Origin of the sequence: Asaia sp. SF2.1 (assembly GCF_000505765.1) — a bacterium.
Classification (GTDB): domain Bacteria; phylum Pseudomonadota; class Alphaproteobacteria; order Acetobacterales; family Acetobacteraceae; genus Asaia; species Asaia bogorensis.
Window position 1 is genome coordinate 6,196 of record NZ_AYXS01000048.1, and the last position, 3,341, is coordinate 9,536.

A 3,341-nucleotide genomic window follows, 5' to 3' on the forward strand; every position below is an offset into this window, starting at 1 on the left:
AACCCGCTTGATACGGCCAATCCGGCCAACCAGTACACCAGCTATATCAACCCGGTGAACGCTCAGGGCAGTCGTTGGGTCGAGTCAGGTTTTTTCCAGGCTGAGGCGCCGATCGTTAAGATGCTGAGCGCCGATGCCTCGGGCCGTTACGATCATTATTCAGAAGGCTTCAGCCACTTCTCGCCGAAATTCGGTGTGCAGTTCAAGCCGACCGAAAAGCTGACCCTGCGTGGCACGTTTCAGAAGGGCTTCCGCGTTCCCAGCTTTGCTGAAACAGGCGGGTCGAATGTGGGCTACACCACCTACACACCCAACAATGCCAACTTCATCAGCCAGCATCTGAACGCCAACGGTACGCCCAACAACTACGCTCAGAATTACTATATTGGCTCGAACACGGCCGGTAACCCGAACCTGCGTCCTGAGACCTCGACCAATTTCTCGGGTGGTCCGATCTTCCGTCCGACCCGCTGGCTGACCCTGATGGCGGATTACTATTATATCCGCAAAAACCACTACATTGCGCCTAACCCGGTGGGCACCACCAACGTGGCCAACGCCTATCTCGCAGGCGAAGCCCTGCCGACGGGCGTGACGGTTACGCCGGATATTGCCGATCCGCAGAACCCGAGCGGCCAGCTGCGTCCGGGCATCATCAATCTTGGCTATGTGAACACGAACAAGCTCGTGACGGATGGTTTCGATCTGTCTTTCGAGGCCAATACCCAGCTTCCCGGCGTTTTCCGAGAAGTGCACTGGTACAGCAAGGGCACAGCGACCTTCGTGCGTCGCATGAACCTGACCAATCCTGATGGCTCGGTCTATCGCTATGCCGGAACGCTCGGCCCTTACGGTGCCGTTTCGGCATCGGGAACGCCGCGCTGGCGTGCCAACTGGTCCAACACACTGTCATGGCGCAAGCTGGCGGTGACGCCGACGGTCTATTATACCAGCGGCTATCGTACGACGGCAGAAGACCAGACAGGTTCGGGCACGGCGGGCAACTGCGCCGATGCCCTGACCTCCAGCAGTTTCGTCCCTCAGGGACAGTGCAAGGTCAAAGGCTTCTGGGATGTCGATCTGACGGTGAACTATCAGTTCAACCGCCGCTGGAGCGCCTATGCCAACGTCTACAACCTGCTTGGCTTCAAATCGCCTTACGATTTCGGCACCTATGGCGGTTACCTCTACAACTCTTCCTGGACCCAGAACGGTGTCGTTCTTCGCTCCTTCCAGTTCGGCGTGAAGGTCGTTCTCTGATCCTCTCGTTCGTCTGACATGAAAAAACCCTCCGGGCTTCGCGGCCCGGAGGGTTTTTTACGTTCTCGGCCGCTCTCAGGCTCCGGATGCACGGCCCGGATAAGAGCCATGGGAAGCGCCCCATGGAATGGGCTTCCGGATGGGCGTCTTGTGAGGGCGACTAATTTCCGAGCGGTTGCCTCATGCCCTGCAAAGGGCGCGTTCCCTGGCTCAGTTCTTGTAATCCGGTTGCTCACGATCCAGCTTGCGGCGCAGGGCCTTCCAGATCATCTGGCCCTGATCGGGGTCTGTCTCGAATTGCTGGCGCGCGCGCAGCACCTCGGCCTCGCTCGGGCAATGCAGTCTGGCCCCGGTCGATTGCGCGGCCAACTGCACGCGGCAGGCCTGTTCTAGATAATACATGCGGTAAAAGGCCTGAGCCACGGTGCTTCCAATGGTCAGTAGGCCGTGATTTTGCAGAATCAGCCCCATATGGTCGCCCAGATCGCGCACCAGACGCTCGCGTTCGCTCAGATTGTCGTCTGCCGCAATGCCCTCATAGGGGTGAAAGCCGATGCGCCCGTAGAACTCCATATTGATCTGATTCAGGGGCAGGATACCCTCCTCCTGCGCGGCAATGGCCATGCCCGCGAGCGTGTGGCTGTGCATCACGCAGTCTGCCTCGGGATGGGCCCGGTGCACGGCGGAATGGATCACGAAGCCCGCCGGATTGACCGGCCAGCTCGTCTCCTGCTGGGGGTGCCCTTCTGAATCCACCACTACGAGCGAGCTCGCCGTGATCTCCTCGAAAAGCAGCCCATAGGGATTGACCAGAAAGCGATGCCCCTCTCCGGGCAGACGCACGGAGAGATGGGTGTAAACCATGTCGGTCAGACCAAAATGCGCGTAGAGCCGATAGGCGGCGGCCAGTTCCTCGCGCAATTCCTTTTCGGTCAGGGCGGTCATGCGGTCACTCCCGTCTTGCTGAAATGCCCGAATGTATTGGTGCGTCGTGTTCCCTCAGGCAAGGCAATTTCACCCCGCTCGCGTTTGGCGATGAGGTAGGAATAGGTCTGCATGGCCTGCGCCCACATGTGATCGCCGATTTTCACGGCCTCATAGGCGGTGTCGCCCTTCTCGAAAGCGGGGAGGGGGCGGATTTCGTGATGATAATCGCAGGCGTAGAAGAGCGGGAAGGAATAGCGTTCCTCCTGCACGCTGCGCACGCGATGGGCGGTGGCGACAAAAGCCCCCGCCGTCATCATTTCGAGCATATCGCCGATATTGACCACGAAACTCCCCGGAATGGGCGGTGCGTCGATCCACTCACCCTTGCCGTTCAACACTTCCAGACCCGGCTGGTCGGCCAGCAGGATGGTAAAGCACTCATAATCGGTATGCGCGCCAATGCCCGGTGCGTCATGGGCCTCGCCATCGAAAGGATAATGGATCATGCGCAGTTTCGAGGGAGGGAACTGCGCCACATCGTCGAAACTATGTTCATCGAGCCCCAGAGCGAGGGCGAAACCACGAAACAACACGCGCCCCAACTCGAAAACGGCCTTGTAATAGGCGCTTGCCCGCTCGCGGAACAGGGGGATGTCAGGCCAGTCATTAGGACCGAGTAGCGGCGTTCCAGCCTGAACCAGAGGATGATCGGCAGGAACTTCAAAGCCGATATCGAAGGCTTCCTTATGGTCGGGTCGGGATTTATTGTAGATTTCCTCCCCTTCCGGAACGAAACCCTTATGCGAGGCGGAACTGCCGATATAGCGCTTCATCTTCTCCTCAAAAGGCTGGGAGAAGAAATCCTTCGCGGCCTGGCGCAGATCGGTGATGAGTTCGGGCGCGACGCGATGACCAGCAATATAGAAAAACCCGATCCTGCTGGCCGCTTCGTGCAGCGTCGCCGCCACTTTCTGACGATCGGTCTTGTCCGCCGAATACAGCCCGGCAATGTCGATCACCGGAATGGACGTGAACGTCTCTTCTGTCATGTCAGGACTCTCCTGCTGAGGCGGGGAAGCACCCCGCAAAGGATCTGACCTGATCCTGCCTGAGCCAGTCATTCATGGCATGGCGGTCGGCAAAGGGCAGATCGG

The 3,341-nt window shown here is 58.9% G+C and carries 3 protein-coding genes; 1 reads left to right on the forward strand and 2 read right to left on the reverse strand.

Features of this window, described 5'->3' with window-relative positions; genetic code table 11:
• The coding region (locus P792_RS39140) for a TonB-dependent receptor domain-containing protein (protein WP_035440651.1) at nucleotides 1–1,260 on the forward strand (1,260 nt) is incomplete at its 5' end.
• A 210-nt stretch (nucleotides 1,261–1,470) separates the two neighbouring features.
• Here P792_RS39140 and P792_RS32930 read toward each other — a convergent pair.
• Nucleotides 1,471–2,205 carry a class II aldolase/adducin family protein gene (locus P792_RS32930; RefSeq protein WP_031241378.1) on the reverse strand — a complete coding sequence of 245 codons (735 nt, stop codon included), beginning with the start codon at nucleotides 2,203–2,205 and terminating at the stop codon, nucleotides 1,471–1,473.
• The gene (locus P792_RS32935) at nucleotides 2,202–3,236 is read right to left on the reverse strand and encodes an isopenicillin N synthase family oxygenase (protein WP_023979614.1); all 1,035 of its coding nucleotides are present in this window, start codon (nucleotides 3,234–3,236) and stop codon (nucleotides 2,202–2,204) included. The genes P792_RS32930 and P792_RS32935 overlap by 4 nt, the downstream gene beginning before the upstream one ends.
• Nucleotides 3,237–3,341: the final 105 nt, after the last annotated feature.